We start from the raw sequence: 26,288 nt of genomic DNA, 5'->3' as shown, positions 1-26,288 counted from the left end.
ATGACCCAGTTCGCCAAAGAAACCCTGCCCATCAGCCTCGAGGAGGAGATGCGCCGCAGCTATCTGGATTACGCCATGAGCGTGATCGTGGGCCGGGCGCTTCCCGATGCCCGCGACGGCCTCAAGCCCGTGCACCGGCGCGTGCTCTACGCGATGCACGAGCTCAATAACGACTGGAACCGTCCTTATAAGAAGTCGGCCCGTATCGTCGGCGATGTGATCGGTAAGTACCACCCGCACGGCGACAGCGCGGTGTACGACACCATCGTGCGCATGGCGCAGGATTTCTCGCTGCGCCACATGCTGGTGGACGGCCAGGGCAACTTCGGCTCGGTGGACGGCGACAACGCTGCGGCGATGCGCTACACGGAAATCCGCCTCTCGAAGATCGCGCACGAGATGCTGGCGGACATCGACAAGGAAACCGTCGATTTCGGCCCCAACTACGACGGCAGCGAGCAGGAGCCCCTGGTGCTGCCCAGCCGCCTGCCGAACCTGCTGGTCAACGGCTCGGCCGGCATCGCCGTGGGCATGGCGACCAACATCCCGCCGCACAACCTCAACGAAGTGGTTGACGCTTGTTTGCACTTGCTGCGCAACCCCGAGGCGTCGATCGACGAGCTGATGGAGATCATCCCCGCGCCCGACTTCCCCACGGCCGGCATCATCTACGGCATCAACGGCGTGAAGGAGGGCTACCGCACGGGGCGCGGGCGCGTGGTGATGCGCGCCAAGTGCCACTTCGAGGACATCGACAAGGGCCAGCGCCAGGCGATCATCGTCGACGAGCTGCCCTACCAGGTCAACAAGAAGACGCTGCAGGAGCGCATGGCCGAGCTGGTGCACGAGAAGAAGCTCGAGGGCATCAGCCACATCCAGGACGAGTCCGACAAGTCCGGCATGCGCCTGGTGATCGAACTCAAGCGCGGCGAAGTGCCCGAGGTGGTGCTCAACAACCTGTACAAGCAGACACAGCTGCAGGACACCTTCGGCATGAACATGGTGGCGCTGGTGGACGGCCAGCCGCGCCTGTGCAACCTCAAGGAGCTGATCCAGGTCTTCCTGCAGCACCGCCGCGAGGTGGTGACGCGGCGCACCGTGTTCGAGCTGCGCAAGGCGCGCGAGCGCGGCCACGTACTGGAAGGCCTGGCCGTGGCGCTGGCGAACATCGACGAGTTCATCCGCATCATCCGCGAATCGCCCACGCCGCCGGTCGCCAAGGCCGAGCTGATGGCCCGCTCGTGGGACAGCCAGCTGGTGCGCGAGATGCTGACGCGCACCCGCGAGGACGGCGGCGTGGTGAATGCCGACGACTACCGCCCCGAAGGGCTGGAGCGCGAGTACGGCATGCAGGCGGGCGGCCTGTACCGCCTCTCGGACACGCAGGCGCAGGAGATTCTGCAGATGCGCCTGCAGCGCCTCACCGGGCTGGAGCAGGACAAGATCGTCGCCGAGTACAAGGACGTGATGTCCGTGATCGAGGACTTGCTCGACATCCTAGCCCGCCCAGAGCGCGTCTCGACCATCATCGGCGAGGAACTCACCGCCGTGCGCCAGGAGTTCGGCCAGACCAAGCTGGGCGCGCGCCGCAGCCTGATCGAGCACAGCGCGCAGGATCTTTCCACCGAAGACCTGATCACGCCCACCGACATGGTGGTGACGCTGAGCCACACCGGCTACATCAAGAGCCAGCCCCTGTCCGAATACCGCTCCCAGAAGCGCGGCGGGCGCGGCAAGCAGGCCACGGCGACCAAGGAAGACGACTGGATTGACCAGCTTTTCATCGCCAACACGCACGACTACATCCTGTGCTTCTCCAACCGCGGCCGGCTGTACTGGCTCAAGGTATGGGAAGTGCCCGCGGGCTCGCGCGGCTCGCGCGGGCGGCCCATCGTCAATATGTTCCCCTTGCAAGAGGGCGAGAAGATCAACGTGGTGCTGCCGCTCACCGGCGAGTTCCGCAGCTTCCCGGCCGATCATTTCGTATTCATGGCGACCAGCATGGGCACGGTGAAGAAGACGGCCCTCGACGAATTCAGCAACCCGCGCAAAGGCGGCATCATCGCCGTGAACCTGGACGAAGGCGACTACCTCATCGGCGCGGCGCTGACCGACGGTCAGCACGACGTGATGCTGTTCAGCGACGGCGGCAAGGCCGTGCGCTTCGACGAGAACGACGTGCGCCCGCTGGGCCGCCAGGCGCGCGGCGTGCGCGGCATGATGCTCGAAGACGGCCAGAGCGTGATCGCCATGCTCGTGGCCGAAGACGAAACGCAGAGCGTGCTGACCGCCACCGAGAACGGCTACGGCAAGCGCACCCCCATCACCGAATACACCCGCCACGGGCGCGGCACCAAGGGCATGATCGCCATCCAGCAGAGCGAGCGCAACGGCAAGGTCGTGGCCGCCACGCTGGTGCATGCCGACGACGAGATCATGCTGATCACTGACACCGGCGTGCTGGTGCGCACGCGCGTGTCGGAGATCCGTGAACTCGGCCGCGCCACGCAGGGCGTGACGCTGATCAGCCTGGACGAGGGCGCCAAGCTCGGCGGCCTGCAGCGCATCGTGGAGAACGACGCCAACGCCGCCGATGCAGAGGGCGATGCGCCCGCGCCCGCCGACGAGTGAATTTTCAAAAACCATAGCTGCCAGCGCTTGCCAGCCGAGCGCTGGAGGCCTATTTGACCCATAGACCATGAACCGCCCCTACAACTTCTCGGCCGGCCCGGCCGCCATCCCGGAGGAAGTGCTGCAACAGGCCGCCGCCGAAATGCTCGACTGGCACGGCAGCGGCATGGGGGTGATGGAGATGAGCCACCGCGGCAAGGAATTCATCGCCATCTGCGAGCAGGCCGAGGCCGACCTGCGCGAGCTGCTGGCCATCCCGCCGCAGTTCAAGATCCTGTTCATGCAGGGCGGCGGTCTGGCCGAGAACGCCATCGTGCCGCTGAACCTCTCGCGCGCGGCCACGGTGGACTTCGTGGTCACGGGCGCGTGGAGCCAGAAGTCGCGCAAGGAAGCGCAGAAGTACGCGGCCGAGGTCCATACCGCCGCATCGGGCGAGGACAGCCACTTCACCACCCTGCCCGACCCGGCCACCTGGCAGCTCTCGCGCGGCGCGAGCTACGTGCACCTGTGCAGCAACGAGACCATCCACGGCGTCGAGTTCCAGCAGCTGCCCGACCTGCGCGCACTCGGCAGCGACGCGCCGCTGGTCATCGACTTCTCCTCGCACGTGGCCTCGCGCCCCGTCGACTGGAGCCGCGTGGGCCTGGCCTTCGGCGGCGCGCAGAAGAACCTGGGCCCGGCCGGCCTGACGCTGGTGGTGGTGCGCGAGGACCTGCTGGGTCACGCCCTGCCCGCCTGCCCCACGGCCTTCGACTACCGCGTGGTGGCCGAGAACCGCTCCATGTTCAACACGCCGCCCACCTGGGGCATCTATGTGGCCGGGCTCACCTTCCAGTGGCTCAAGCGCCAGCGCGAGGGCGACGCCACCGGTGTGGCGGCGATGGAGGCACGCAACATCGCCAAGGCCGCGCTGCTCTACGGCTTCATCGACCAGTCGCAGTTCTACGTGAACAAGGTGGCGCCCACCTGCCGCTCACGCATGAACGTGCCCTTCTTCCTGCGCGACGAATCGCGCAACGACGCCTTCCTGGCCGGCGCCAGGGAGCGCGGGCTGCTGCAGCTCAAGGGCCACAAGTCCGTGGGCGGCATGCGCGCCAGCATCTACAACGCGATGCCGCTGGCCGGCGTGCAGGCACTGGTGGACTACATGCGCGACTTCGAGCGCAGCGCCGCCTGAAAACCACTCATAAAAAATGAGCTGCTTGCGCTTGAAGGACCAGGGTTTCAGGTAGTTTTCATACCAGAACCCACTACCAGCAAGCGCAGGCAGCTATCAAAACCATGGCAGACAACCCTTCAAGCATCACCCCCCAGGCCAGTCCCGCCCTGGCCGACCTGCGCGTGCAGATCGACTCGCTGGACCACCAGCTGCTCACCCTCCTGAACCAGCGCGCCCACGTGGCCGAGCAGGTGGGCGAGCTGAAGAAACGCGAGGGCACGCCCTTCTTCCGCCCCGACCGCGTGGCCCAGGTGATCGAGAAGATCACCCGCGCCAACCCCGGCCCGCTCAAGGGCGCGCACGTGGCCGCCATCTGGCGCGAGATCATGTCCGCCTGCCTGGCGCTGGAGTCGCCCCAGCGCGTGGCCGTGCTGGGCCCCGAGGGCACGTTCTGCGAGCAGGCGGCCATCGAATACTTCGGCGGCGCGGCCGACCTGATGTACTGCGCCAACTTCGACGAGGTGTTCCACGCCACCGCCGCGGGCAGCGCGCAGTACGGCGTGGTGGGCGTGGAGAACTCCAACGAGGGCGTGGTCACGCGCTCGCTCGACATGTTCCTGCACACCCCCTGCCACGTGGTGGGCGAGGTGAGCCTGCTGGTGCGCCACAACCTGCTGCGCCAGATCCCCTCCGCCGGAGGCATCGAGGCCGTGCTGGCCCACCCCCAGGCGCTGGCGCAGTGCCAGGCCTGGCTGTCCAAGCACCTGCCGCACGCCGAGCGCCGCCCGGTGTCCAGCAACGCCGAGGGCGCCCGCCTGGCCGCCACCAACCCGGCCTGGGCCGGCATCTCCAGCGAGCGCGCGGCCCAGCAGTACGGCCTGCACGTGGTGGCCCACGCCATCCAGGACGACGCCTACAACCGCACCCGCTTCGCCGTCATCTGCCTGCCGCACACGCTGGCCACGCCCGCCCCCTCGGCCAAGGACTGCACCAGCCTCATCATCTCCGTGCCCAACCGCCCCGGCGCCGTGCACGACCTGCTGGTGCCGCTCAAGAAGCACGGCGTGTCCATGACGCGCTTCGAGTCGCGCCCCGCGCGCACCGGCCAGTGGGAGTACTACTTCTACATCGACATCGAGGGCCACCCCGCCCAGGCCAACGTGGCCGCCGCGCTGGCCGAGCTGCAGGAGCTCGCCGCCTTCTACAAGGTGCTGGGCACGTACCCGGTGGCCGCGTGAGGAAGGGCCGCCATGTTTGAGCAACTCGGCCTCATCGGCTGCGGCCTCATGGGCGGCTCGTTCGCCCTGGCGATGAAGAAGGCCGGCCTGGTCAAGCGCGTGGTGGGCTACAGCAAGTCGCCCTCCACCACCGACCGCGCGCGCCAGCTCGGCGTGATCGACGTGGAGGCGCCCTCGGCCCTGCTGGCCGCCGCCGGCGCCGACATCGTGCTGCTGGCCGTGCCCGTGGCCGCCACCGAATCGACGCTCAAGGCCATCCGCCACCTGGTCACGCCGCAGATGCTCATCATGGACGTGGGCTCCACCAAGGCCGACGTGGTGCTGGCCGCGCGCCGCGCGCTGCAAAGCCAGGTCGCCTCCTTCGTGCCCGCCCACCCGATCACCGGGCGCGAAGTGTCGGGCGTGGAGCATGCCGACGCCGAGCTGTACCACGGCCGCCAGGTCATCCTCACCCCCACCGAGCGCACCCTCACCGCCCACCTGCAGCGCGCCGAGGCGCTGTGGACCCAGCTGGGCTGCCGCGTGAGCAGCATGGCGCCCGAGGCGCACGACGCCGCCTTCGCCGCCGTGAGCCACCTGCCCCACCTGCTGGCGTTCGCCATGATGGGCAGCATCACCGCGCAGCCCGAGGCCGACGACTTCCTCTCGCTGGCGGGGCCAGGCTTCCGCGACTTCACGCGCATCGCCGCCAGCGACCCGAAGATGTGGCGCGACATCCTGCGCGCCAACAGCGCCGAGGTGCTGGCCCAGTCGCGCCTGTTCCAGAAGGCGCTGCACGACCTGGAGGCCGCCATGCAGGAGGGCAGCGAGCAGCCGCTGGAAGACCTGATCACGCTGGCCAGCCAGACCCGCGCCCACTGGCGCATGGGCGCGCAACGCAAGAGCGCAGCGCAGCCACACAAGGAAGCCTGATGTACCGCACCGCGTTTCTCGACCTGCCCCCGCTGGCGCACGCCAGCGGCGACGTGCGGCTGCCGGGCTCCAAGAGCATCTCCAACCGCGTGCTGCTGCTTGCCGCCCTGAGCGAGGGCACGACCGAGGTGCACGACCTGCTCGCCTCAGACGACACGCGCGTCATGCTCGACGCGCTGCGCCAGCTCGGCTGCGCCGTGGAGGAAGCCGGCGGCGGCCTGGTGCGCATCACCGGCCTGGGACAAGCCGTGCCGCGCTCGCCCGCCGAGCTGTTCATGGGCAACGCCGGCACGGCCATGCGCCCGCTCACCGCGGCGCTGGCGCTGCTGGGCGGCCAGTTCACGCTGTCGGGCGTGCCGCGCATGCACGAGCGCCCCATCGGCGACCTGGTGGACGCCCTGCGCCAGCTCGGCTGCCGCATCGACTACCTCGGCAACGAGGGCTACCCGCCCCTGTCCATCGCCCAGGGCGGCGGCGTGCCGCTCCTGCGCCTGGATGCGCCCATCCGCGTGCGCGGCGACGTGTCCAGCCAGTTCCTCACCGCGCTGCTCATGGCGCTGCCGCTGGTGGCGCGCACGCAGGACGTGGTGATTGAGGTGGTGGGCGAGCTGATCTCCAGGCCCTACATCCACATCACCCTGGAGCTGCTGGCGCGCTTCGGCATCGCCGTGCGGCACGAGGCGTGGCAGCGCTTCACCATCCCCGCGGGCAGCCGCTACCGCTCGCCAGGGCGCATCCATGTCGAGGCGGATGCCTCTTCCGCTAGTTATTTCATAGCGCTTGGCGCTTTATCCACGGGCGCTGATGGCCAAAATGGCATCAAGATCCTGGGGGTAGGACTGGACTCCATCCAGGGCGACATCCGCTTCGTCGAAGCCGCGCAGGCCATGGGCGCGCGCGTCGAAGGCGGGCCCAACTGGCTGCACGTCTCGCGCGGCGCATGGCCGCTCAAGGCCATCGACCTGGACTGCAACCACATCCCCGACGCAGCGATGACCCTGGCCGTGATGGCGCTCTACGCCGAGGGCACCACCACCCTGCGCAACATCGCGAGCTGGCGCGTAAAGGAAACCGACCGCATCGCCGCCATGACGGCCGAGCTGCGCAAGCTGGGCGCCACGGTCGAGGAAGGCGCCGACTACCTGCGCGTCACCCCGCCCGCCACCGCGGCCGATTGGCGCGCCGCCAGCATCCACACCTACGACGACCACCGCGTGGCCATGTGCTTCTCGCTCGCGGCCTTCAACCCGGCGGGCCTGCCCGTGCGCATCGAAGACCCGCAGTGCGTGGCCAAGACCTTCCCCGACTACTTCGAGGCGCTGTTCCAGGTGGCCCGCACGCCGGATGCGCGCATCCCCGTGCTGTGCATCGACGGTCCCACCGCCTCGGGCAAGGGCACGGTGGCGGCGGCGGTGGCCGAGCGGCTGGGCTACCACTTCCTCGATTCGGGCAGCCTCTACCGCATCGCCGCGCTGGCCGCCCTGCGCGCCGGCCTGGCGATCGACGCCGCGCACGAGACGCGCATCGCCCAACTGGCGCGTGGCCTGCCCGTGCGCTTCGAGGGCGGCCGCATCCTGCTGGGCGAGGACGACGTGACCGACGCCATCCGCACCGAGGAAGCGGGCATGAACGCCTCGCGCGTCTCCGCCCTGCCCGCCGTGCGCGAGGCCCTGGTAGGGTTGCAGCACGGCTTCAGGCGCCTGCCGGGGCTCGTCGCCGACGGGCGCGACATGGGCACGGTGATCTTTCCCGCGGCGCCGCTCAAGGTCTTCCTCACGGCCAGCGCCGCCTGCCGCGCCGAGCGGCGCCATAAGCAGTTGATTTCCAAGGGGATTTCGGCTAATATCTTCGACCTTCGCGCGGACTTGGAAGCGCGTGACGCACGGGACAGCACCCGCAGCGTCGCGCCCTTGAAGCCCGCTGAAGACGCCGCGCTGCTGGACAGCTCCGCGCTCACGATCGACGAGGCCGTGGCGCAGGTGCTGGACTGGTGGCAGGCACGCCAGCCGTTCGGCACGTAACACGTCCGCACGGCCGGCAAACGGCCCGCACGGCTCCCTCCGCGCCCTGACAGCGCACCGGCCGTGCGGTTCATCCACCCTGACCCGCGGTGCAACTACCGCACAACCTCCGCAGGCAGTCTTAGAAACGGTGGCAATGGTGCCGCCGGAAACCTGTCCGTGGCTTGAGGAAATACATGTCTGAATCTTTTGCCGCCCTGTTTGAAGAATCGCTGCAACGCACCGAAATGCGTCCGGGCGAGGTCATCACCGCCGAAGTCGTGCGCGTGGAGCACAACTTCGTCGTCGTGAACGCTGGCCTGAAGTCCGAAGCCTACGTGCCGATCGACGAATTCAAGAACGACCAGGGCGAGATCGAAGTCCAGGTGGGCGACTTCGTGTCCGTGGCCATCGGCTCCATCGAGAACGGCTACGGCGACACCATCCTGTCGCGCGACACCGCCAAGCGCCTGGCTTCGTGGCTGGCACTGGAAAAGGCGCTGGAATCCGGCGACTTCGTGACCGGCACGACCTCCGGCAAGGTCAAGGGCGGCCTGACGGTGCTGGTCAACGGCATCCGCGCCTTCCTGCCCGGCTCGCTGATCGACACCCGTCCCGTCAAGGACCTGACTCCGTACGAAAACAAGACGATGGAGTTCAAGGTCATCAAGCTCGACCGCAAGCGCAACAACGTGGTGCTGAGCCGCCGCGCCGTGGTGGAAGCCTCCATGGGCGAAGAGCGCGCCAAGCTGATGGAAACGCTCAAGGAAGGCGCCATCGTGCAGGGCGTGGTCAAGAACATCACCGAATACGGTGCGTTCGTGGACCTCGGCGGCATCGACGGCCTGCTGCACATCACCGACATGGCATGGCGCCGCGTTCGCCACCCCTCCGAGGTGGTGCAGGCCGGCCAGGAAATCACGGCCAAGATCCTCAAGTTCGACACCGAGAAGAACCGCGTCTCGCTGGGCCTCAAGCAAATGGGCGACGATCCCTGGCTGGGCGTGTCGCGCCGCTACCCCTCGGGCACGCGCCTGTTCGGCAAGGTCACGAACATCGCCGACTACGGCGCGTTCGTCGAGCTGGAGCCCGGCATCGAAGGCCTGGTGCACGTCTCCGAGATGGACTGGACCAACAAGAACGTCGCTCCCTCCAAGCTCGTGTCGCTGGGCGACGAAGTCGAAGTCATGGTCCTGGAGATCGACGAAGACAAGCGCCGCATCAGCCTGGGCATGAAGCAGTGCAAGGCCAACCCCTGGCAGGAATTCGCGCAGAACACCAAGCGCGGCGACCGCGTCAAGGGCCCGATCAAGTCCATCACCGACTTCGGCGTGTTCGTGGGCCTGGCTGCCGGCATCGACGGCCTGGTGCACCTGTCCGACCTGTCCTGGAACGAGCCCGGCGAATCCGCCGTGCGCAACTACAAGAAGGGCCAGGAAGTCGAGGCGATCGTGCTGGCCGTGGACGTGGACCGCGAGCGCATCTCCCTGGGCATCAAGCAGCTCGACGGCGACCCGTTCACCACCTTCGTGACGGTGAACGACAAGGGCCAGACCGTGTCCGGCAAGGTCAAGACGGTTGACGCGCGCGGCGCCGAGATCGACCTGGGCGAAGACATCGTGGGCTACCTGCGCGCTTCGGAAATCTCCCGCGACCGCGTGGAAGACGCCCGCAACGTGCTCAAGGAAGGCGACGAAATCACCGCCGTGGTGGTCAACGTGGATCGCAAGACCCGCAACATCCAGCTGTCGATCAAGGCCAAGGACATGGCCGACGAGCAAGGCGCCATGGCCCACCTGTCGGCCCAGTCGGCCAAGGAAAACGCCGGCACCACCAGCCTGGGCGCCCTGCTGCGCGCCAAGCTGGACAACTCCGACAAGTAAGCCGGAGCCTGTCTCCAGGCACTGAACCGGCCGCCATCCTCCGGGGTGGCGGCCACCGCAGCGGGCGCCACGGCGCCCGCTGCTTTTTGCCCCGCTACGCACCCGAGAACACCATGACCCGATCTGACCTCGTCGAAGAACTGGCCGCCCGCTTCGGCCAGCTCACCCAGCGCGATGCCGAGTACGCCGTCAAGACCATTCTGGATGCCATCGGCGATGCCCTGGTGCGCGGGCACCGCATCGAGATCCGCGGGTTCGGCAGCTTTTCCGTCAACCGCCGCCCGCCCCGCATGGGCCGCAATCCGCGCAGCGGCGAAGCCGTGCAGATCCCCGAAAAGCGCGTGCCGCACTTCAAGCCCGGCAAGGCCCTGCGCGAGGCCGTGGACCAGCGCACCGGCGCGCCGGAACAGCAAAAACCATAGCTGCCTGCGCTTGCTGGAAAAGCACTGGAGCCTTGTTTTACCCCTAAAACGCCGCGAACGGCACCGTGCGGGTGGCAGACCGTAGAATCTCGCCACCACTGGGGAGCCGCATGAAATACCTCCTGTGGCTGCTCAAGGCAGCCATTTTTTTCACCCTCTTCGCCTTCGCGCTGAACAACCAGCAGGACACCACGGTGCACTTCTTCTTCGGCACCCGGTGGAACGCACCGCTGGTGCTGATCGTGCTGGCCGCGTTCACGCTGGGCGTCGCCGTCGGCGTGCTGGGCATGGTGCCCCGCTGGTGGCGCCACCGCAGCGCGGCGCGCCGCATCCAGGCGGAGCAGCCTGCCACCGCAGTGGCAGCCCCGCCCGCGCCCGAGCCCGCCCTGCCCCCGACTATCCATGGAATTTGACCTCAGTTGGCTCTTGCTGGGGCTGCCGCTGGCCTTCGGGCTGGGCTGGCTCGCCTCGCGCTTCGACCTGCGCCAGCTGCGCGACGAGAACCGCCGCGCGCCCAAGGCCTACTTCAAGGGGCTGAACTACCTGCTCAACGAACAGCAGGACCAGGCCATCGACGCCTTCATCGAAGCCGTGCAGAACGACCCCGACACCACCGAACTGCACTTCGCCCTGGGCAACCTGTTCCGCCGCCGCGGCGAATACAACCGCGCCGTGCGCGTGCACGAGCACCTGCTCTCGCGCGGCGACCTCTCCCGCGCCGACCGCGAGCGCGCCCAGCACGCGCTGGCGCTCGACTTCCTCAAGGCCGGCCTGCTCGACCGCGCCGAAGACGCACTGCGCCGCCTGGAAGGCTCGCCCTTCGAGGCCCAGGCCCGCATGGCCCTGCTGGCCATCTACGAGCGCTCGCGCGACTGGCCCCAGGCCACCGAGATCGCGCAGCGCATGCAAGCCGCGCAGCAGGGCGACTTCAGCACCCGCCAGGCCCACTACCTGTGCGAGCAGGCGCTGGCCCAGGCCGCGCGGGGGGAAACCGCCGCCGCCCAGGCCCTGCTCGCGCAGGCCATCGCGATCGCGCCGCGCGCACCGCGCGCGCGCATCGAGCTGGCGCGCCTGCAGCAGCGCACGGGCGACGCCGCCGCGGCGCTGCACACCCTGCTGGAGCTGCCCCAGGCGGCCCCCGCCGCGCTGCCCCTGGCCGCGCCTCTGCTCGTGGAAACCGCCCAGGCCACCGGCAGCGCCGAACAGGCCCTGGCCCTGCTGCAGGCGCACTACCAGGACATGCCCTCGCTCGACCTGCTGGACGCCATCGTGGCGCTGGAAACAGGCGGCAGCACGCCCCAGGACGCGCGCGGCTGGTACGTGCGCCACCTGGAAAAAGAGCCCTCGCTCGTGGCCGCGACCAAATGGCTGGCCGGCGAGACGCTGGCGCACGAGCAGTTCCACCCGCAGATCCAGCGCGCGCTCGAGCAGGCCGCCAAGCCGCTCACGCGCTACCGCTGCGCGGCCTGCGGCTTCGAGGCGCGCCAGCACTTCTGGCAATGCCCCGGCTGCCAGACCTGGGACAGCTACCCCGCCCGCCGCGTGGAAGAGCTGTGAACGCCCCGCGGCGCCTGCTGTGCCTGGGCGCGCTGCTGCTGCACGCGGCCTGCGCCCTGGCGGCGGTGGAAGTGAACCAGGCGGGCGTGGCCGACCTGGACGGCGTCAAGGGCATCGGCCCCGCGCTCTCCGGCCGCATCCTGGCCGAGCGCGCCCGGGGGCCGTTCAGCGACTGGCGCGACCTCATCGCCCGCGTCAAGGGCATCGGCCCCGCGGCGGCCGGCCGGCTGTCGGCCGAGGGCCTCACCGTGAACGGCGCCGCGTACCCGCAGGCGGCCCGCCAGCCCCCCTCCACGGCACCCGGCCATTGAAACCATGGGCAGACGCTGACCCAATCGCCGGTAGCTGCTCGGGTTTTCATAGCAGCGCGCGCGGAGCTTCCCCGTAGAATCAGGCACCCATGTCCCTGATTCTCCTCATCGTCCTGCCCTTCGTCGGAAGCCTGATGGCCGCCGTGCTGCCCGCCAACGCGCGCAACACCGAGTCCACGCTGGCGGGGCTGATCGCGCTGTTCTGCACCGTGCAGACGGCGATGTACTTCCCCGAGGTGGCGGACGGCGGCGTGCTGCGCCAGGAGATCGCCTGGCTGCCCGCGCTGGGCATGAACCTGGTCGTGCGCATGGACGGCTTCGCCTGGATGTTCAGCATGCTGGTGTTCGGCATCGGGGCGCTGGTGGTGCTCTACGCGCGCTACTACATGTCGCCAGCCGACCCCGTGCCGCGCTTCTTCTCGTTCTTCCTCGCCTTCATGGGCGCCATGGCGGGCGTGGTGCTCTCGGGCCACCTCATCCAGCTGGTGTTCTTCTGGGAACTCACCAGCCTGTTCTCGTTCCTGCTCATCGGCTACTGGCACCACCGCGAGGATGCACGCCGCGGCGCGCGCATGGCGCTCACCGTGACCGGCACCGGCGGCCTGTGCCTGCTGGCCGGCCTGCTCGTCGTGGGCCACATCGTCGGCAGCTACGACCTCGACCGCGTGCTGGGCTCGGCCGAGCTGGTGCGCGACCACCCGCTGTACCTCACGGCCCTGGTGCTGGTGCTGCTGGGCGCGTTCACCAAGAGCGCGCAGTTCCCGTTCCAGTTCTGGCTGCCCAACGCCATGGCCGCGCCCACCCCCGTGTCCAGCTACCTGCACTCGGCCACCATGGTGAAGGCGGGCGTGTTCCTGCTGGCGCGCCTGTGGCCCGTGATGGGCGGCACCGAGCCCTGGTTCTGGCTCGTGGGCGGCGCGGGCGTGCTCACGCTGCTGATCGGCGGCTACGCGGCCATGTTCCAGCACGACCTGAAAGGGCTGCTGGCCTACTCCACCATCTCGCACCTGGGCCTGATCACGCTGCTGCTGGGCCTCAACAGCCCGCTGGCCGCCGTGGCGGCGGTGTTCCACATCATGAACCACGCAACCTTCAAGGCGTCGCTGTTCATGGCCGCGGGCATCGTGGACCACGAGAGCGGCACGCGCGACATCCGGCGCCTGTCGGGCCTGCGCACCATGATGCCGGTCACCGCGACGCTGGCCACGGTCGCCGGCGCGGCCATGGCCGGCGTGCCGCTGCTCAACGGCTTCCTGTCCAAGGAAATGTTCTTCGCCGAGACGGTGTTCCTCGACGCCACGCCCTTCGTGGCCACGGCGCTGCCCGTGGCCGCCACGGTGGCCGGCATGTTCAGCGTGGCCTATTCGCTGCGCTTCATCGCCGACGTGTTCTGGGGCCCGCCCGCCACCGACCTGCCGCACACGCCGCACGAGCCCCCGCACTGGATGCGCGTGCCGGTCGAGCTGCTGGTCTGCGCCTGCCTGGTGGTGGGCATCGTTCCCGCCTGGTCGGTGGGCAAATACCTGGACGCCGCCGCCCTGCCCGTGGTCGGCGGCGAGCTGCCGGCCTTCAGCCTGGCCGTATGGCACGGCATCAACACCCCCTTCGTGATGAGCCTGGTGGCGCTCGCGGGCGGCACGGCGCTGTATTTGCTGCTGCGCTGGCAGCGCAACCAGGGCCACGTGGACGCGCCGCCGCTCATGTGGCGCATCAGCGGGCGCCGCGTCTTCGAGGCCTCGCTCACGCTGCTCACGCGCTGGGGCCGCAGCGGGCGGCGCCTGCTGTCCACACAGCGGCTGCAGTGGCAGATGCTGTGGCTGGTGCTGGCCACGCTGAGCGCGGGCGCCCTGCCGCTGTGGAAGCTGGGCGTGCAGTTGGGCGACCGGGGCACGCTGCCGCTGTCCCCCGCGTTCGTCGTGATCTGGATGGTCGGAGTGAGCTGCGCGCTGGCCGCGGCCTGGCAGGCCAAGTACCACCGCATGGCCGCGCTCACGCTCGTGGGCGGCGCCGGGCTGTGCACCTGCATCACCTTCCTGTGGTTCTCCGCGCCCGACCTGGCGCTCACGCAGATCGCGGTGGAGATCGTCACCACCATCCTCATCCTGCTCGGCCTGCGCTGGCTGCCCAAGCGCGACCAGAGCCTGCCCCCCGCCGACCCCCGCCCCATGCTGGCGCGCGCGCGCCGCCTGCGCGACCTGCTGCTGGCCGTCGGCGCCGGCGGCGGCATGGCCTGGCTGGCCTTCGCCATGATGAGCCGCCCCTTCCCCGAGAGCACCTCCACCTTCTTCCTGGAGCGCGCGCTGACCGAGGGCGGCGGCACCAACGTGGTCAACGTGATGCTGGTCGACTTCCGCGGCTTCGACACCTTCGGCGAGATCGTGGTTCTGGGCATCGTGGCGCTCACCGTCTACGCGCTGCTGCGGCGCTTCCGCCCTGCGCGCGAAACCATGGACCTGCCCGAGCAGCAGCGCTTCCTGCCTGCCGACCTGCAGACCGACCTGCTGAACCCGCGCAACGCGCAGGACACGGCCGTCGGCTACCTCATGGTGCCCGCCGTGCTGGTGCGCCTGCTGCTGCCGTTCACCGCGCTGGTGGCGTTCTACCTGTTCATGCGCGGGCACAACCAGCCGGGCGGCGGCTTCGTGGCCGGGCTGGTGTTCTCGGTAGGGCTGGTTCTGCAATACATCGTCTCGGGCACCTCCTGGGTGGAAGCCCACATGCCGCTGATGCCCCGCCGCTGGATCGCCACGGGCCTGCTGCTGGCGCTGGCCACGGGCCTGGGCGCGATCGCCGCGGGCTACCCCTTCCTGACCAGCCACACCGCCCACCTGCACCTGCCGGTGCTGGGCGACATCCACGTGGCCAGCGCCATGTTCTTCGACATGGGCGTGTTCTCGCTCGTCGTCGGCGCCACCCTGCTCATCCTCACGGCCATCGCCCACCAGTCGGTGCGCGGCCACCGCTACCACGCACGACTCATGGAAGAAGAACAGCAAGCCCTGGCCGCCGTGGTGGCCTACGACGACGAGACGGCCGCCCCCGCGCCGCAGGGAGCCCGCTGATGGAAACCATCCTGGCCCTGTCCATCGGCGTGCTCACCGGCTCGGGCGTCTGGCTGCTGCTGCGCCCGCGCACCTTCCAGGTCATCATGGGACTGTCGCTGCTGTCGTATGCGGTGAACCTGTTCATCTTCAGCATGGGGCGGCTGGGCCTGGAGGTCAACAAGGAGCCCGTGCTCCGGCCCGGCGTGCCGCAGGACCTGCTGCACTACACCGACCCCCTGCCGCAGGCGCTGGTGCTCACGGCCATCGTCATCGGCTTCGCTATGACGGCCCTGTTCCTCGTGGTGCTGCTGGCCTCGCGCGGCATGGCCGGCACCGACCACGTGGACGGCACGCTCTCGCGCGACGTCCAGGAGATGCAATGAGCCGCCTGGCCGACTTCACCTCCACGCTGATGCCGCACCTCATGCTGGCCCCCATCGGCCTGCCGATGCTCACGGCCGCGTTCATGATGCTGCTGCGCGAGGAAAAGCAGCGCCTCAAGCTCACGCTCAACATCTTCTCCACGCTGGCGGGCCTGCTGATCGCCATCGCCCTGCTGGTCTGGACGCACCAGGCCGGCGCCCCCGCCACCATGGGCGTGTACCTGCCTGGCAACTGGCCCGCGCCGTTCGGCATCGTGCTCGCGCTGGACCGCCTGTCGGCGCTGATGCTGGTGCTGACCGGCATCGTGGCCCTGTGCTCCATCGTGTTCGCAGGCGCGCGCTGGCACCGCGCCGGCGTGCACTACCACACGCTGTTCCAGCTCCAGCTCATGGGGCTGGGCGGCGCCTTCCTCACGGCGGACCTGTTCAACCTGTTCGTGTTCTTCGAGATCATGCTCGCGGCCTCCTACGGCCTGCTGCTGCACGGCTCGGGGCGCGCACGCGTGCAGGCGGGGCTGCACTACATCGCCATCAACCTGGCGGCCTCCTCGCTGTTCCTCATCGGCGCCTCGATGCTCTACGGCATCACCGGCACGCTCAACATGGCCGACCTGGCGCAGAGCGTGCCCCAGGTGTCGGACGCCGACCGCGGCCTGCTGCACGCCGCGGCGGCCATCCTCGCCACGGCCTTCCTCATCAAGGCCGCCGTGTGGCCGCTCAACTTCTGGCTGGTGCCCGCCTACAGCGCCGCCACGGCGCCCGTGGGCGCGCTGTTCGCCATCATGACCAAGGTGGGCGTCTACACGCTGCTGCGCCTGTGGACGCTGCTGTTCAGCAGCGAGGCCGGCCCCTCGGCGCTGTTCGGCAGCCTGTGGCTGGTCGCCGGGGGCATGGCCACCATGGCCTTCGGCGCCATCGGCATGATGGGCTCGCAGCGCCTCACCCACTTGGCGGGCCATGCGGCGGTGCTGTCCTCCGGCACGCTGCTGGCGGCGGCGGGCTTCGGGCAGAACGGGCTCACCGCCGGGCTGCTCTACTACCTGCCCAGCTCCACGCTGGCGGTGAGCGCCCTCTTCCTGCTCGCCGACCTGATCGACCGCTGGCGCAACGACGGCTCCACGCTAGCGCCCTACGAGATGGACGACGACGCCCCCTTCCTCACCCCCGAGCTGGTGCCCTCCACGGGCCTGAACCTCGACGAGGACGAAGAGGTGCTGGTGGGCCGCGTGATCCCCGCGGCCGCAGCCTTCCTGGGCCTGACCTACCTCATGTGCACGCTGGTCATCGCCGGCATGCCGCCGCTGTCGGGCTTCGTGGGCAAGTTCGCCATGCTCACGGCCCTGCTCAACCCGCTGGGCCTGGGCTCCTCGGCCGGAACGCAGCTCGGCCCCTGGGGCTGGGGCCTGCTGGCGCTGATGATCGGAACCGGCCTGGTGGCGCTCATGGCGCTCACGCGCTCGGGCATCCGCCACTTCTGGGCCAGCCACGACCGGCCCACGCCCCGGCTGCGCGTGATGGAAGGCATGCCCATCGCGGTGCTGCTGGGCATCTGCGTGGCGCTCACCATGCAGGCCGACGGCGTGATGCGCTTCACGGAAGCCACCGCCAACGCGCTGCACGCGCCGGGCACCTACGTGCGCGCGGTGATGTCCGCCACGCCCAAGCCGGGCCCCACGACGGCCGCCGCCGAGGGCCGCCCTGTCGAGGGCCGCCCCGAAGGAGCCGCGCCATGATGAAGAAGCTCTTTCCCGCGCCTCTGATCTCGCTGGGCCTGTTCGTGATGTGGCTGCTGCTGAACCATTCGGTCAGCGCGGGCCACATGATCCTGGCGCTGCTCCTGGCCCTGGGCCTGCCCGTGCTGTTCAAGGAGCTGCGCCCGCAGAAGGTGCGCGTGCGCCACCTGGGCACGGCGCTGCGCCTGTGCTTCGCCGTCATGGTGGACACCACCCAGTCCAACATCGCCGTGGTGCGCTTCCTGCTGCTGCCCTCCCAGCGCCGCCATCCGCCCGCTTTCGTGAAGATCCCCCTGGAGCTGCGCGACCCGAACGCGCTGGCCGTGCTGGCCATGATCGTGTGCATCACGCCGGGCACCGTGTGGGCCGAGCTGTCGCTGGACCGCTCCGCGCTGATGCTGCACGTGCTGGAGGTCGACGACGCCCAGGCCGTCATCGACCACGTCAAAACGCGCTACGAGCGCCCGCTGATGGAGATATTCGAGTGAGCAGTCCCGTGCTTTCCTGGGCCCTGCCCGTGGCCCTGTTCCTCCTGGCCCTGGCCATGGTGATGTGCCTCGTGCGCGTGCTCAAAGGCCCCTCGGCGCAAGACCGCGTGCTGGCGCTGGACTGCATGTACCTCAACGCCATGCTGTTCATGCTGGTGCTGGGCATCTACTACGGCAGCACCAACTACTTCGAGGCCGCGATGCTGATCGCGCTGCTCGGCTTCGCCAGCTCCACCGCCATGGCCAAGTTCCTGCTGCGCGGCGAGGTGATCGAATGAACGGCCAGCCCCTGCCGCTGTGGCTGGACATCGCCATCTCCGCGGTGGTGCTGTGCGGCGCGCTCATCGCGTTCATGGGCTCGCTCGGCCTGCTGCGCCTCAAGAGCTACTTCGAGCGCGTGCACGCCCCTTCCATCATCGCCACCATGGGCTGCTGGTGCGTGATGCACGGCGCGCTCGTGTACTTCTCGGTGCAGGAAGGCTTCCTGGCGCTGCACGTGCTGCTGATCGCGCTGTTCGTCGCCGTCACCGTGCCCGTGACCAGCATCTTCCTGATGCGCGCCGCCCTTTTTCGCGCCCGGCGCTCCGGCGAGGCGGTGCCGCAGAGCCTGAGCCGCATGACCGGCAGCGGCGAAGACCGGGACTCCTGAAACCATAGCTGCCTGCGCTTGCTGGACAAGCGCCGCAGCCATTTTTCACTCAAACCGGCGAGCCGAAGCCGCCGCCGCCCGGCGTGTGGACCTCGAACACGTCGCCGGCCTCCATCGCGGCCTGGCCGATGTGCTCCAGAACCTGCACCCGCCCGTCGGCGCGCACCACGCGGTTGATGCCGGGCCGGCCCGCCACGCCGCCGGCCATGCCGAAGGCGCCGTGCAGCCTGCCGTTGGACAGGATGCCCGCAGTCATGGGCTCCAGGAAGCGGATGCGCCGCACCCCGCCGTCGCCGCCCTTCCAGCGGCCCGCGCCGCCCGAGCCCGCGCGGATGGCGTAACCCTCCAGCCGCACGGGGAAGCGGAACTCCAGCACCTCCGGGTCGGTCAGGCGCGAATTGGTCATGTGGGTCTGCACCACGCTCGTGCCGTCGAAGCCGCCCACGAGCGCCCCCGCCCCGTCGAACTCGCCCCCCGCGCCGCTGCCGCCGGCGATCGTCTCGTAGTACTGGTGGCGCGCGTTGCCGAAGGTGAAGTTGTTCATCGTGCACTGGCTGGCCGCCGACACGCCCAGCGCCCCCAGCAGCGCGTTCGTGATGCAGGTGGACGTCTCCACGTTGCCCGCCACCACCGACGCGGGCGGATGGGGGTGGAGCATGGAGCCCGGCGGGATGATGACCTGCAGCGGCTTGAGGCACCCCGCGTTGAGCGGGATGTCGTCCTGCACCAGCGAGCGGAACACATACAGCACCGCCGCCATGCACACGGCCGTGGGCGCGTTGAAGTTGTTGGCCTGCTGGGGCGAGGTGCCGGTGAAGTCGATCACCGCGCTGCGCGCGGCCGCGTCGATGCGCACGGCCACCTGGATCTGCGCGCCGTTGTCCAGCGGCAGCGTGAAGCGCCCGTCCTTCACCCGCGCGGCCAGGCGCGTGATGGCGCGGCGCACGGATTCTTCCGCGTTGTCCTGCACATGGCGCATGTATGCCTGCACCACCGGCAGCCCGAACTGCCCGGCCATGCGGCGCAGCTCCTGCACGCCCTTCTCGTTCGCGGCGATCTGCGCCTTCAGGTCGGCCAGGTTCTGCTGCGGGTTGCGGCTGGGGTAGGCGCCGCCTTGCAGCAGCGCGAGCATCTCGGCCTCGCGCAGCACGCCGCCTTCCACCAGCTTGAAGTTGTCGATCTGCACGCCCTCTTCCTCGATGCGCGTGGAAAACGGCGGCATAGATCCCGGCGTGGCGCCGCCCACGTCCGCATGGTGGCCGCGGCTGCCCACGTAGAACGTGGGCGCTGCGCCCTCCCCGTCCGCATCCGCGCCGATGTAGACCGGCGTGATGACCGTGATGTCCGGCAGGTGCGTGCCGCCGTGGTAGGGGTCGTTGAGCACGTACACGTCGCCCGGCCGCATGCGGGCGCGGTTGCGCGCGATGACGGTCTTGATGCTCTCGCCCATGCTGCCCAGGTGCACCGGCATGTGCGGCGCATTGGCGATGAGCTGGCCCTCGGCGTCGAACAGCGCGCACGAGAAGTCCAGCCGCTCCTTGATGTTCACCGAATGCGCCGTGTTCTGCAGCTGCAGTCCCATCTGCTCGGCGATGTTCATGAACAGGTGGTTAAACACCTCCAGCAGCACCGGGTCGGCCGTGGCGCCCGCCGCATGCCGCTCGGCGCGCGGCACGCAGCGCTCCAGCACCAGGTGGTCCAGCGCGGTCAGGTGCGCCTGCCAGCCGGGCTCGACCACGGTGGTGGCGTTTTTCTCCGCGATGACGGCCGGCCCCTGCAGCACGTCGCCCGCGCGCAGGTCCTCGCGCACCACCAGGGCCGCGTCGTGCCACGCGGGCGCGCCATCCAGGCCCACGGTGAACATGCACACCGTGTCGCGGCGCGGCACCGTGCGCGGCCCATGCAGCGGCAGCGTGCGCTCGGCCGGCGCGTCGCCGGCCAGCACCGCCTCCACCGACACGGCCTCCGCGATCAGCGCCTTGCCCTGCAGCAGGAAGGCGAAGCGCTGGCGGTAGGCGGCCTCGAAGGCCGCCACGATGGCCGGCAGGTCGCCGAAAGGCACGACCAGGGCGGCGTCCGAGCCCTCGTAGCGCACGTGCACGCGCCGGTGCACCGCCACGCCGGCGCCCGGCGCGCCGCTGCCCGCCATCTCCGCCAGCGCGGCCTCGGCCAGCACGTCGAGCGCGGCGGCGATGGCCGGCAGGGCCTCGGGCGCCAGGCACGCCTCCACCGCCTGCTCGCGCATCACGTTCTGGTCGGCCAGGCCCATGCCGTAGGCCGACAGCACGCCAGCCAGCGGATGCACCAGCACCCGCTGCATGCCCAGCGCATCCGCCACCAGGCAGGCGTGCTGCCCGCCCGCGCCGCCGAAGCACTGCAGCGTGTAGCGCGTGACGTCGTAGCCCCGCGCCACCGAGATCTTCTTGATGGCGCCCGCCATCTGCTGCACGGCGATCTGGATGCAGCCGTGCGCCAAGTCCTGCGCGCTGCGGCCCGCCTGCGCGGCCAGCGCCTGGAAGCGCGCGCGCACCACGTCCGCGTCCAGCGGCTGGTCGGCCGCGGGGCCGAACACGCGCGGGAACCAGGCAGGCTGGATCTTGCCCACCAGCACGTTGGCATCCGTCACCGCCAGCGGCCCGCCGCGGCGGTAGCTCGCCGGGCCGGGGTTGGCGCCCGCGCTGTGCGGCCCCACGCGCAGGCGCGCGCCGTCGAACTCCACGATGGAGCCGCCGCCCGCCGCGACGGTGTGGATGCTCATCATCGGCGCGCGCATGCGCACGCCGGCCACCTGGGTCTCGAACTCGCGCTCGAACGTGCCGGCGAAGTGGCTCACGTCGGTGGAGGTGCCGCCCATGTCGAAGCCGATCACGTGCGCGTGGCCGGCCAGCGCCGCCGTGCGCGCCATGCCCACGATGCCGCCGGCCGGGCCCGAGAGGATCGCGTCCTTGCCCTGGAAGCGGTGCGCATCCGTGAGCCCGCCGGAGGACTGCATGAAGTAGAGCGGCACGCCGGGCATCTCGGCCGCCACCTGCTCCACATAGCGGCGCAGGATGGGCGAGAGATAGGCGTCCACCACCGTGGTGTCGCCGCGGCTGACGAACTTCATCAGCGGGCTCGTGCCGTGCGAGGTGCTGACCTGGGTGAAGCCCGCCTGCCGCGCCAGCCGCGCCGCCGCCTGCTCGTGCGCCGTGTAGCGGTAGCCGTGCATGAACACGATGGCCACGCTGCGCAGGCCGGCGTCGTAGGCGGCCCAGAGCCGCTCCTTGAGGTGTTCCTCGTCCAGCGGCTCGACCACCTCGCCGTGCGCGCCCACGCGCTCCTGCGCCTCGATCACGCGGCTGTAGAGCAACTCGGGCAGCACGATGCGGCGGTCGAACAGGCGCGGCCGGTTCTGGTAGGCGATGCGCAGCGCATCCCGGAACCCGCGCGTGGTCACCAGCAGCGTGGGCTCGCCCTTGCGCTCCAGCAGCGCGTTCGTGGCCACCGTCGTGCCCATCTTCACGCACTCCACGCGGTCCGGGGTGACGGGCTCGTGCGGCCCCAGGCCCAGCAGGGCGCGGATGCCCGCCACGGCCGCGTCGCGGTAATGGCCGGGGTTGTCCGACAGCAGCTTGTGCGTGACCAGCGCGCCGTCCGGGCGCCGCCCCACGATATCGGTGAAGGTGCCGCCCCGGTCTACCCAGAACTGCCAGAGTTTCGTCGCCATGTGCATCGTCCCGCCGTCACGTTTCCCCATAATGGATGGGCGATCATCGCTCATCCCTTCCCCGCCCCGCCGCATGCCCTCCACCCCCGAGCCCTCCGGCCCGCAGGCCGTCCTTCTCGACCGCACGTTCGACCGCACGCTGCACGCATGGGTGCAGCGCTTCTCGCATCCCCACTGGCACGGCCGCCACGTGGAAGGCTGGCTCTTCGAGGGCCGCGCGCAGCGCCAGGAGGCCGAGCGCCAGCTGGCCCAGGCCGGCGTGCACGCACGGCTGCACAGCGCCTACAAGCCGCTGCTGCACCACTTCCTGGAGGACGTGGACACCGCCCGCCTGGCCACGGCCCGTATCCGCTACCCACGCACGCATGCCGGCCCCGCGCACCGCTTCCTGCTGGAGGCCTACCCGCTGGCCGCGCTGCCCCTGGCCGAACCGCCCCGCTTCGAGCCGCGCGAGGACACGCAGCCGCACTACGACGTGGAACTGCTCTGGCGCGACGGGCAGCGCACGCAGCAGCGCGTCTTCGCCCCCAACCGCATGCATGCCGACGTGCTGGGCGCCGCCACGCTGTCACCCACGGGCTGGCTGCGCGCCGGCACCCGCGCCGGCGCGGCCGACCTGCTGGACACGCCCGTGCACACCGACGCCGAGCAGGCGTTCGAGCACGCCCTGCAGGCCGTGCTGGGCCATCCCTGGCCCGCGCAGGAGCCGTATTTCGAGCGCCTGCAGATCCAGGTGGACCTGCCCGGCTTCGAGCACCACCTGGCCTGGGCCGGCGAGAGCGTCAGCCTTCCCGAGGCCGTGCACGAAGACCTGTACTTCTCGCTGTTGGAATGGTTCCAGCGCCACAGCGGCCGCCCGCCGGGCGACCGGCGCCTGCAGCCCGGCCAGATCGTGCCCGACGTGCGCGGCGGCGCCGGCGCGCCGCGCGTGCGCGTCGCGCTGCAGCGCTTCGATGCCGCCAGCCAGGACGCGCAGGCCGCGCCCGCCTGGCACGCAGCCACCGACGGCCAGCCGCTCGACACGCTGGACACCGCGCCGCCGCCCGCGCGCATCCACCGCCACCTGCAGGACGGGGGCGGCGAGCCCTTCTCGGCGGGCACGCGCCAGGGCCGCACCGTCTGGGGCCGGTACCACCGCGGCACCCAGGCGCCCGTGTTCCTGAGCGCGGGCCAGCACGCGAACGAGACTTCCGGCGTGGTGGGCGCGCTGCGCGCCGCGCAGGCGCTGCTGGCGCGGCCGGGCACGCACCTGGCCCTGATCGCGCTGGAGAACCCCGACGGCTACGCCCTGCACCGCGAGCTGTGCGCCGTGCACCCGGGCCACATGCACCACGCGGCGCGCTACACCGCGCTGGGCGACGACGTGGAGTACCGCGACGCGCCGCCCTTCTTCGAGCGCGAGGCGCGCCAGGCCGCGCTGGCGCTCTCGGGCGCACACCTGCACGTGAACCTGCACGGCTACCCCGCGCACGAGTGGACGCGGCCGCTGTCGGGCTACGTGCCGCGCGGCTTCGAGCAGTGGATGCTGCCCAAAGGCTTCTTCCTGATCCTGCGCCACCACGCGGGCTGGGAGCGACCTGCGCGCGCGTTGCTGGAAGCCGTCTGCGCCGCCCTGCGGCAGGTGCCGGGGCTGGCCGAATACAACGCGCGCCAGCGGGCGCTGTACGAGCGCCACGCGGGCCCGCTGCCCTTCGAGGTCATCGACGGCATCGCCTGCATGCAGTCGGAGAACCGGCACGACGCGCCCGTCACGCTCATCACCGAGTTCCCCGACGAGACAGTGCACGGCGAGGCGTTCCGCTTCGCGCACACCGTGCAGATGCACACGGCGCTGGCCGCCTACGAGGCGTGGCAGCGCATCAGTCCTGCATTGCCTCGATCATGACACGGCCGAAGCCCGAGCAGCTCACCTGCGTGGCCCCGTCCATGAGGCGCGCGAAGTCGTAGGTGACCTTCTTGCTCTGGATGGCCTTCTCCATCGCGCGGATGATGAGGTCGGCCGCCTCGGTCCAGCCCATGTGCCGCAGCATCATCTCGGCCGAGAGGATCTCGGAGCCGGGGTTCACGTAGTCCTTGCCCGCGTACTTGGGCGCGGTGCCGTGCGTGGCCTCGAACATGGCCACCGAGTCCGACAGGTTGGCGCCCGGCGCGATGCCGATGCCGCCCACCTGCGCGGCCAGCGCGTCGGAGATGTAGTCGCCGTTGAGGTTCAGCGTGGCGATCACGCTGTACTCCGCCGGGCGCAGCAGGATCTGCTGCAGGAAGGCGTCGGCGATGCTGTCCTTGACGGTGATCTCCTTGCCGTTGCGCGGGTTCTTCAGGCGCATCCACGGGCCGCCGTCGATGGGCTCGGCGCCGAACTCGCTCGCCGCCAGCTCGTAGCCCCAGTCGCGGAAGGCCCCCTCGGTGAACTTCATGATGTTGCCCTTGTGCACGAGGGTCACGCTGGGCTTGTCGTTGTCGATGGCGTACTGGATGGCCTTGCGCACCAGGCGCTGCGTGCCCTCGCGCGACACCGGCTTGACGCCGATGCCCGAGGTCTCGGGGAAGCGGATCTTCTTCACGCCGAACTCGTCCTGCAGGAACTGGATGAGCTTCCTGGCCTTCTCGGACTGCGCCTCGAACTCGATGCCGGCGTAGATGTCCTCCGAGTTCTCGCGGAAGATCACCATGTTGGTCTTCTCGGGCGCCTTGACCGGCGAGGGCACGCCCTTGAAATACTGGATGGGGCGCAGGCACACGTACAGGTCCAGCTCCTGGCGCAGGGCCACGTTCAGCGAGCGGATGCCGCCGCCCACCGGCGTGGTGAGCGGGCCCTTGATGGACACGACGTACTCGCGCACCGCGTGCAGCGTTTCCTCGGGCAGCCAGACGTCGGGGCCGTAGACGCGGGTGGACTTCTCGCCCGCGTAGACCTCCATCCAGTGGATCTTGCGGCGGCCGCCATAGGCGCGCGCCACGGCCGCGTCCACCACCTGCAGCATCACGGGCGTGATGTCCACGCCCGTGCCGTCGCCCTCGATGAAGGGAATGATGGGCCGGTCCGGCACGCTCAGCGTCATGTCGGCGTTGACGGTGATCTTGCCGCCTTCGGCGGGTACTTGGATGTGCTGGTAGCTGGTCATGGAACTGTCTCCGGTCTCCGGTGTAAGGCCCGAAGATTTTAGGGCTTGTCAACGGCGCGGCGCGCCGGCCGTTGATCCAGGGCGTGCCTGCCTCTTCCTCCCGCGGCGCGCGCCACGCGCGCGAGCGCATGGCTGTCACCGACCTCCCTCAAGGAACTGGCATATATGAAAAAACTCCTCGCTCTCCTGATCGGTGGTCTGCTCGCCTCGGGCGCCTACGCCCAAGCAGATCCCGCCACGCCCGCCGTCTCCGCGCAGCCCGCCGCCCTGGCAGCCCCGGCCGCCAAGGCATCGAAGGCCCGCAACCACCACGCCAAGGCCCCGGCCAAGCACAAGGTGGCCAAGAAGAAGAGCCACAAGCAGCGCAAGGCCGCCTGACCGCTCCTTTTTTGCACGCACCGGCCCGCCTTATTGCGCGGGCTTTTTTTCGGCTGCTACGCTAGTAGCCTTTCCGCCCGAGCTTCCTGCCATGACACCCATCCGCCCGCCTTCCTCCTCGCGCTCCATCCTGCCCCGCCTGCTGGCCATCGGCCTCGGGCTGGCCGCCTCGGCCGTGGCGCTGGCGCAGGAGGGCGCGCAGATGCACCTGCCCCGCGTGGAGCTGCGCGCCGGCATGCACCGCATCGAGGCCCAGGTGGCCCAGGCGCCGCAGGAGCGCCAGACCGGCCTGATGCACCGGCGCGAGATGCCGCAGCACGAGGGCATGCTGTTCGTGTTCGAGCAGCCGGCCACGCAGTGCTTCTGGATGCGCAACACGCTGCTGCCGCTCACCGCGGCCTTCGTCGCCGACGACGGCACCATCGTCAACCTGGCCGACATGAAGCCGCTGGACGAGTCCTCGCACTGCTCGGCCAAGCCGGTGCGCTACGTGCTGGAGATGAACCAGGGCTGGTTCGCCAAGCGCGGGCTCAAGGCGGGCGCCAAGCTGGGCGGCCAGCCGTTCTCGGCGCGCTAGCACCTGTTTCAGGAGCTGCTTGCGCTTCTTGTGCAAGGGTTTCGATGTGATTCCCACCTGAATTACCCAGCCATCAATCGCCACCAGCTCCT

Annotated in this window: 21 protein-coding genes; 19 read left to right on the top strand and 2 right to left on the bottom strand. The window is 69.8% G+C overall.

Annotated elements, in window-relative coordinates:
- The 16 genes from gyrA (at nt 1) to mnhG (ending at nt 18,410) form a co-directional block, all read left to right on the top strand.
- Nucleotides 1-2,631: a DNA gyrase subunit A gene (gene gyrA / locus AVS7_RS08525; RefSeq protein ID WP_020228023.1), complete on the top strand. Its 2,631-nt coding sequence runs from the start codon at nt 1-3 to the stop codon at nt 2,629-2,631.
- A gap of 67 nt (nt 2,632-2,698) precedes the next feature.
- Entirely contained in the window at nt 2,699-3,808 is a 1,110-nt protein-coding gene (gene serC / locus AVS7_RS08520; protein ID WP_020228022.1) for a 3-phosphoserine/phosphohydroxythreonine transaminase, read from the top strand.
- Nucleotides 3,809-3,912: 104 nt separating this feature from the next.
- Complete coding sequence (gene pheA / locus AVS7_RS08515; RefSeq protein WP_020228021.1) at nt 3,913-5,028, top strand: prephenate dehydratase; 1,116 nt, start codon at nt 3,913-3,915, stop codon at nt 5,026-5,028.
- 12 nt (nt 5,029-5,040) lie between these two features.
- A complete protein-coding gene (locus AVS7_RS08510; protein ID WP_020228020.1) occupies nt 5,041-5,940 on the top strand; it encodes a prephenate dehydrogenase/arogenate dehydrogenase family protein in 900 nt (299 codons plus the stop codon).
- Nucleotides 5,940-7,961, top strand: a complete 2,022-nt coding sequence (locus tag AVS7_RS08505; protein WP_020228019.1) for a bifunctional 3-phosphoshikimate 1-carboxyvinyltransferase/cytidylate kinase — start codon at nt 5,940-5,942, stop codon at nt 7,959-7,961. The genes AVS7_RS08510 and AVS7_RS08505 overlap by 1 nt, the downstream gene beginning before the upstream one ends.
- 176 nt (nt 7,962-8,137) lie before the next feature.
- Nucleotides 8,138-9,823, top strand: a complete 1,686-nt coding sequence (gene rpsA / locus AVS7_RS08500; protein ID WP_020228018.1) for a 30S ribosomal protein S1 — start codon at nt 8,138-8,140, stop codon at nt 9,821-9,823.
- 86 nt (nt 9,824-9,909) lie between these two features.
- A complete protein-coding gene (locus AVS7_RS08495; protein ID WP_020228017.1) occupies nt 9,910-10,245 on the top strand; it encodes an integration host factor subunit beta in 336 nt (111 codons plus the stop codon).
- A gap of 110 nt (nt 10,246-10,355) precedes the next feature.
- Entirely contained in the window at nt 10,356-10,658 is a 303-nt protein-coding gene (locus AVS7_RS08490) for a lipopolysaccharide assembly LapA domain-containing protein (RefSeq protein WP_020228016.1), read from the top strand.
- Nucleotides 10,648-11,802: a lipopolysaccharide assembly protein LapB gene (lapB, locus tag AVS7_RS08485; RefSeq protein ID WP_024001178.1), complete on the top strand. Its 1,155-nt coding sequence runs from the start codon at nt 10,648-10,650 to the stop codon at nt 11,800-11,802. Before AVS7_RS08490 ends, lapB begins: the two co-directional genes overlap by 11 nt.
- Nucleotides 11,799-12,113: a helix-hairpin-helix domain-containing protein gene (locus AVS7_RS08480; RefSeq protein WP_020228014.1), complete on the top strand. Its 315-nt coding sequence runs from the start codon at nt 11,799-11,801 to the stop codon at nt 12,111-12,113. Before lapB ends, AVS7_RS08480 begins: the two co-directional genes overlap by 4 nt.
- Before the next feature lie 89 nt (nt 12,114-12,202).
- On the top strand, nt 12,203-15,175 hold the full coding sequence (locus AVS7_RS08475; RefSeq protein ID WP_020228013.1) for a monovalent cation/H+ antiporter subunit A: 2,973 nt from the start codon (nt 12,203-12,205) through the stop codon (nt 15,173-15,175).
- Nucleotides 15,175-15,540 carry a Na+/H+ antiporter subunit C gene (locus AVS7_RS08470; protein WP_020228012.1) on the top strand — a complete coding sequence of 122 codons (366 nt, stop codon included), beginning with the start codon at nt 15,175-15,177 and terminating at the stop codon, nt 15,538-15,540. The genes AVS7_RS08475 and AVS7_RS08470 overlap by 1 nt, the downstream gene beginning before the upstream one ends.
- On the top strand, nt 15,537-17,273 hold the full coding sequence (locus AVS7_RS08465; RefSeq protein WP_020228011.1) for a monovalent cation/H+ antiporter subunit D: 1,737 nt from the start codon (nt 15,537-15,539) through the stop codon (nt 17,271-17,273). Before AVS7_RS08470 ends, AVS7_RS08465 begins: the two co-directional genes overlap by 4 nt.
- Nucleotides 17,270-17,761 carry a Na+/H+ antiporter subunit E gene (locus AVS7_RS08460; protein ID WP_020228010.1) on the top strand — a complete coding sequence of 164 codons (492 nt, stop codon included), beginning with the start codon at nt 17,270-17,272 and terminating at the stop codon, nt 17,759-17,761. The genes AVS7_RS08465 and AVS7_RS08460 overlap by 4 nt, the downstream gene beginning before the upstream one ends.
- A gap of 56 nt (nt 17,762-17,817) precedes the next feature.
- Nucleotides 17,818-18,039 (top strand): K+/H+ antiporter subunit F, encoded by a 222-nt coding sequence (locus AVS7_RS08455; RefSeq protein ID WP_049696871.1) that lies wholly within the window; start codon nt 17,818-17,820, stop codon nt 18,037-18,039.
- A complete protein-coding gene (mnhG, locus tag AVS7_RS08450; protein ID WP_020228008.1) occupies nt 18,036-18,410 on the top strand; it encodes a monovalent cation/H(+) antiporter subunit G in 375 nt (124 codons plus the stop codon). The genes AVS7_RS08455 and mnhG overlap by 4 nt, the downstream gene beginning before the upstream one ends.
- A 49-nt stretch (nt 18,411-18,459) precedes the next feature.
- Here the strand turns inward: mnhG and AVS7_RS08445 are convergent, their stop codons facing one another.
- A complete protein-coding gene (locus AVS7_RS08445; protein WP_034690371.1) occupies nt 18,460-22,116 on the bottom strand; it encodes a hydantoinase B/oxoprolinase family protein in 3,657 nt (1,218 codons plus the stop codon).
- 73 nt (nt 22,117-22,189) lie between these two features.
- Between AVS7_RS08445 and AVS7_RS08440 the strand changes: the two genes are divergently transcribed.
- Complete coding sequence (locus AVS7_RS08440) at nt 22,190-24,001, top strand: hypothetical protein (protein ID WP_020228006.1); 1,812 nt, start codon at nt 22,190-22,192, stop codon at nt 23,999-24,001.
- On the opposite strand, the gene icd is transcribed toward AVS7_RS08440, so the two are convergent.
- Nucleotides 23,976-25,241, bottom strand: a complete 1,266-nt coding sequence (icd, locus tag AVS7_RS08435) for an NADP-dependent isocitrate dehydrogenase (protein ID WP_020228005.1) — start codon at nt 25,239-25,241, stop codon at nt 23,976-23,978. The genes AVS7_RS08440 and icd overlap by 26 nt on opposite strands.
- A 165-nt stretch (nt 25,242-25,406) precedes the next feature.
- Here icd and AVS7_RS08430 point away from each other — a divergent pair, with 165 nt between their 5' ends.
- Together AVS7_RS08430 and AVS7_RS08425 are read left to right on the top strand one after the other, a co-directional pair.
- Nucleotides 25,407-25,619 carry a hypothetical protein gene (locus tag AVS7_RS08430; RefSeq protein WP_020228004.1) on the top strand — a complete coding sequence of 71 codons (213 nt, stop codon included), beginning with the start codon at nt 25,407-25,409 and terminating at the stop codon, nt 25,617-25,619.
- A gap of 91 nt (nt 25,620-25,710) precedes the next feature.
- On the top strand, nt 25,711-26,196 hold the full coding sequence (locus AVS7_RS08425; RefSeq protein WP_020228003.1) for a DUF192 domain-containing protein: 486 nt from the start codon (nt 25,711-25,713) through the stop codon (nt 26,194-26,196).
- Nucleotides 26,197-26,288: the final 92 nt, after the last annotated feature.

Origin of the sequence: Acidovorax sp. MR-S7 (genome assembly GCF_000400995.2) — a bacterium.
Lineage (GTDB): Bacteria > Pseudomonadota > Gammaproteobacteria > Burkholderiales > Burkholderiaceae_C > MR-S7.
The sequence above is the reverse complement of the archived record's forward strand: the minus strand, read 5'-3'. Positions and strand labels throughout refer to the sequence as shown.

Bases quoted from the DNA above. Each gene is read 5' to 3' on its own strand.
- rpsA (WP_020228018.1), top strand. From the start codon at position 8,138: ATGTCTGAATCTTTTGCCGCCCTGTTTGAAGAATCGCTGCAACGCACC.
- gyrA (WP_020228023.1), top strand. From the start codon at position 1: ATGACCCAGTTCGCCAAAGAAACCCTGCCCATCAGCCTCGAGGAGGAG.
- serC (WP_020228022.1), top strand. From the start codon at position 2,699: ATGAACCGCCCCTACAACTTCTCGGCCGGCCCGGCCGCCATCCCGGAG.
- AVS7_RS08425 (WP_020228003.1), top strand. From the start codon at position 25,711: ATGACACCCATCCGCCCGCCTTCCTCCTCGCGCTCCATCCTGCCCCGC.
- AVS7_RS08445 (WP_034690371.1), bottom strand. From the start codon at position 22,116: ATGGCGACGAAACTCTGGCAGTTCTGGGTAGACCGGGGCGGCACCTTC.
- AVS7_RS08510 (WP_020228020.1), top strand. From the start codon at position 5,041: ATGTTTGAGCAACTCGGCCTCATCGGCTGCGGCCTCATGGGCGGCTCG.
- AVS7_RS08475 (WP_020228013.1), top strand. From the start codon at position 12,203: ATGTCCCTGATTCTCCTCATCGTCCTGCCCTTCGTCGGAAGCCTGATG.
- mnhG (WP_020228008.1), top strand. From the start codon at position 18,036: ATGAACGGCCAGCCCCTGCCGCTGTGGCTGGACATCGCCATCTCCGCG.
- AVS7_RS08440 (WP_020228006.1), top strand. From the start codon at position 22,190: ATGCCCTCCACCCCCGAGCCCTCCGGCCCGCAGGCCGTCCTTCTCGAC.
- AVS7_RS08430 (WP_020228004.1), top strand. From the start codon at position 25,407: ATGAAAAAACTCCTCGCTCTCCTGATCGGTGGTCTGCTCGCCTCGGGC.
- AVS7_RS08490 (WP_020228016.1), top strand. From the start codon at position 10,356: ATGAAATACCTCCTGTGGCTGCTCAAGGCAGCCATTTTTTTCACCCTC.
- icd (WP_020228005.1), bottom strand. From the start codon at position 25,241: ATGACCAGCTACCAGCACATCCAAGTACCCGCCGAAGGCGGCAAGATC.
- lapB (WP_024001178.1), top strand. From the start codon at position 10,648: ATGGAATTTGACCTCAGTTGGCTCTTGCTGGGGCTGCCGCTGGCCTTC.
- AVS7_RS08470 (WP_020228012.1), top strand. From the start codon at position 15,175: ATGGAAACCATCCTGGCCCTGTCCATCGGCGTGCTCACCGGCTCGGGC.
- AVS7_RS08465 (WP_020228011.1), top strand. From the start codon at position 15,537: ATGAGCCGCCTGGCCGACTTCACCTCCACGCTGATGCCGCACCTCATG.
- AVS7_RS08455 (WP_049696871.1), top strand. From the start codon at position 17,818: ATGGTGATGTGCCTCGTGCGCGTGCTCAAAGGCCCCTCGGCGCAAGAC.
- AVS7_RS08460 (WP_020228010.1), top strand. From the start codon at position 17,270: ATGATGAAGAAGCTCTTTCCCGCGCCTCTGATCTCGCTGGGCCTGTTC.
- AVS7_RS08505 (WP_020228019.1), top strand. From the start codon at position 5,940: ATGTACCGCACCGCGTTTCTCGACCTGCCCCCGCTGGCGCACGCCAGC.
- pheA (WP_020228021.1), top strand. From the start codon at position 3,913: ATGGCAGACAACCCTTCAAGCATCACCCCCCAGGCCAGTCCCGCCCTG.